We start from the raw sequence: 2817 nt of genomic DNA on the forward strand, positions 1-2817 counted from the left end.
AACAGCGCCACCGCTTCAGCAAACAACTGCTCACGGTACTTGCGCAACCAATCCAGGTTGATCGCCTTCCACACCATAAATGGCCAAAAGCGCCGATTGCCCGTGGTGTCGTAGAGATACTGCTTCTTGTTGGTGGAACAGAAGATCACCAACTGGCGCGGATGGTCCTGCACAAAGCGCCCATACGCCCCGCGAAACCGGTCCTTTTGCGAACTGAAGAACTGCTTGACCTGCTCCGAGTCCGCCCGACGCAATGCCGTCAATTCGCTCAGCTCGTAGGCCCATACGCCCACAAACTGCTCCATGCCATCTTTGCCCTGCCCAATATCAAAGTGGGTGTCGCTGAAGAATTCCTCACCCACCAACACCTTGACGAAGGTACTCTTGCCGATGCCGCCCTTGCCTTCCAACACAGGGGAGTAATCGAACTTGCAGCCAGGCTTCATCACGCGGGCCACCAAGCCCAACAGCATGTAACGCCCTACCAGTTCCAGGTAGCGCCGCAGTTTTTGGGGCAATGCCTGCGCGTCGTTCGGGTCATACCCCAATATGTGGATCAACCACTTTTCCAGCCGCGGCTTACCGTCATGCCTCAGGCCATTCAACCAATCGCGCACTGGGTGAAAGCGCCGCGAATCCGCCACCGTATCCATAGCCTCGGCCAGGGCCGCGCGGGATGCCGCCTTCAAGTGATACGTATTGCTCACCCAATCACCAAACGCCAGATCGTCCGAATCTATCAATGGCCCAGGCGCATCGCGCCAAGGGAATGCCACCCGCGTACTAGGAACGCCTGTCAACTCATTGAAACCCAAGCAATCCAGCAGCGCCGGTGACTTGCGCAGCGCCGCGATCAGCAGCTTGCGCGTGACGCCGATCTCGTGCACCCCCTTGAGCTTGAGCGAGTCGACGATGTAATCGAGGTGCCCCTGGAACGCATCCCCATCGTCTCCAGTTTCAACGAGGGGATCGCGATTTTTGCCACCTCCATCTCCAGCACCGGCACTCCCGGCCTGGACTACGGCTCCAGGGTCGGCACCACCCGGCAATGGCTGTGCCCCGCCAAAGAAGGCCAGCACGCGCGCACCATCCCAACCGTCCACATCTATGGCGTCGGCACAGTCCCAGCCGTCCGACACCTCCAATGGCTCCGGTATGGGCAGCAGCTGCACAGTGCATGCGTGTGTATCGCGCAAGAGCGCACCAATACCCAGCATGGCCGACATGCCGGGTTGCTTCTCGGGCACCAACAAGGGCTTCATCGCCTGCGCCACCTCGCGGGCGGCATCATCCAGGCAGGCCGCGCGCTCCTTAGGCGTCAGCACTTCGCGCTTGCCATCACAATCCGGCCACAGCAACACCGTGCAACCGTTCAACCAAGACCAATCCGCCTTCTTCCAGGCCTTGCAGCCACCGGCCCAGCTCGCCACCAGGTAGACCCCAGGCGCAGTGGCGTCCAGCAAGGCTTGCAAGATGCCGGCCTTCTTTTCTCCCTCCACCAGCACCACCGTGACCTTGTGGATCTCGCCATCAGGCTGGAGTGACCGATATGCCACCTCCATGGGCGATATGCCCCCAGGGAAATACAGCGGCCGCGGTTCATCCCACTGCTTCCAATGCCAACGGCTAGCCCCATCGCGGGCCGATGTGCACCAGGTATAGGGCAGCGTCTCTTTGCCACCGTCACTGGTCCTGAACCGCACCACATAGCCATACAACGCGCCATCGATCTGGTAGATGGCCGTGTGTTGAATCTCTTCAGGCTTTCGATACTGGTGCTTGAACGTAGCAGCCGGCGCAATATCCGGAACCGGTGTCACCGTCTTCCAGCCCTCATCCGACTTGTGGGCTATAGGTGGCGCGGGCGACGGTGCTGGCCTGGGCCGTGGTGGCGCAGTCCCTTGCCCTGCCCTTGCATGCTGCACGCCTGCGACATCCGCCAACCCCAGCTCGCCCGCTAGCTGCACCGCAGCCTTGCTTTGGGTAAGGTCGTGGATAGCCGCATACAAGCTCAGCAAATCATTGCCTCGGTGCTCGCCACCAAAGTCTGCCCATTTGCCAGCATTGGCACCCGTCAGGTTGATGCTCAGGCTTGGCGTCTTCTCAGACCGCCAGTAGGAATGCACCAGATATTCGCCATTCTTGAGCACACCGCCAGGCAACCACATCGGCACCAGCGTGTCAGCGCGGGCCACCAGCGCGTCAGCCAGGGCTGCGAATTTGATGGGCGGCAAAGGATCGCGCGGATTCTTCGGTGAATCTGTCATAGGGCAGCACCCCACAAGCAGGGGGCACTCGACCCACCCGACGGCACCAGCGCCGGAAGATTGTTAAATGGCATGGGTAGGTCTACCTCGCCCAGGCCGTCAGGCAGTGATTCAGGTCTTGCGCCGGCGCCTCCTCGGCACACGCCATCGAGCCCACCGGCAAATACTCCGCTACAGGCCGGTTGCGGTAGTCAACGGCACGCTGGCCCGACTCCGCCAAATGCCCCAACGCCTTCATCTTTGGAACCATCGCCCGGGCCACCTTGTAGCCCACCTGCGAGCGGTGCACCAGCTCCTTCAGCGTGGCACCCTTGCCCGACTCAGCCCGTTCCCGCTTGATGGCATGCGCGGCCTGCAACAGCGCCAGATGCACCTCTCCTGCCGGGCGCCCACGGCAGCGCGTTCTTGCGTCATCAGCCAACCACGTGGTGTCCGGGGCGGTCATGCTGCCTCCCGCTGCGGTTGCTGAATGAACTGCTCCAGAATCGTCAGATTGGCTCGCATCACCAACCACTGGGTGATTGCCCTGTTGCCACAGGCCACCTCAAAC

2 protein-coding genes are annotated in these 2817 nt (G+C 61.3%); both read right to left on the reverse strand.

Annotation, left to right across the window (positions count from 1 at the left end):
• Window positions 1–2267 (reverse strand): VapE domain-containing protein (locus AC07OO_RS25435; protein WP_495084971.1); only part of this gene is annotated, 2267 nt, incomplete at its 3' end.
• A gap of 82 nt (window positions 2268–2349) precedes the next feature.
• Window positions 2350–2712 (reverse strand): hypothetical protein, encoded by a 363-nt coding sequence (locus tag AC07OO_RS25440; RefSeq protein WP_495084972.1) that lies wholly within the window; start codon window positions 2710–2712, stop codon window positions 2350–2352.
• Between the last annotated feature and the right edge of the window lie 105 nt (window positions 2713–2817).

The sequence above is a fragment of the Rhodoferax sp. GW821-FHT07G04 genome, assembly GCF_059418585.1.